1 protein-coding gene is annotated in these 784 nt (G+C 65.1%); it reads left to right on the top strand.

Annotation, left to right across the window (positions count from 1 at the left end; translation table 11 throughout):
- Positions 1–93 precede the first annotated feature (93 nt).
- Positions 94–784, top strand: a 691-nt coding sequence (locus JP75_RS24940) for a hypothetical protein (protein ID WP_035088080.1), incomplete at its 3' end; no start/stop codon positions are given.

Below are 784 nucleotides of genomic sequence, written 5' to 3'. Positions count from 1 at the left end.
TGCGATCAACAGGATGCATCGGGTTTTTTGCCCTTGAAATGGGGCCCGACCCTTCCTATCGCGGAGGGATAAAAGGGTGAGGAGACCCGAAAAATGACCGTTGCCGCCCCGCCTTCCACCGTCCAGCCGACCCCCAATTTCCGCCCGATCAGGCTGGAAACCCTGGTCTGGCTGCGCTGGCTGGCCGTCGGGGGCCAGATCGTGGCCGTGCTCTTCGTCGAATTCGTGCTCGGCTACCCCACCCCGCTCGCCCCTTGCCTGGCGCTGATCGGGCTTTCGGTGGTGATGAATCTCTTCTTCATCTTCCGCTACGGCGCCGGCGATCGCCTGCGCCCCGAAGTGGCGGCCTTCCAGCTCGCCTATGATTGCCTCCAGCTCGGCGCGCTCCTTGCCCTCACCGGCGGGTTGCAGAATCCCTTCTCGCTCCTCCTTCTCGCGCCCATCTCGGTCTCGGCCACCACGCTCCCGCAGCGCGCCACGGTCTATCTCGTCATCCTTGTCGCCGTCATCGCCTCCATCCTTTCGGTCTGGCACATGCCGCTTCCCTGGAAGCCGGGCACGCGCCTCGTCTTCGATCGGCTCTATGTGGTGGGCATCTGGGTGGCTTTGCTCTGCGGCATGGTCTTTATCGCCACCTATATCAACCGCGTCGCCCACGAAGCCCGCCAGCTCGCCGATGCCCTCAATGCCACCGAGCTGGCCCTTTCCCGCCACGAACAGCTCAACGCGCTCGATGGCCTCGCTGCCGCCGCCGCCCACGAGCTGGGTACCCCGCTCTCCACCA

This window comes from Devosia riboflavina (genome assembly GCF_000743575.1).
Lineage (GTDB): Bacteria > Pseudomonadota > Alphaproteobacteria > Rhizobiales > Devosiaceae > Devosia > Devosia riboflavina.
Note: the sequence above shows the minus strand (reverse complement) of the source record. Positions and strands in the feature narration are given on the sequence as shown.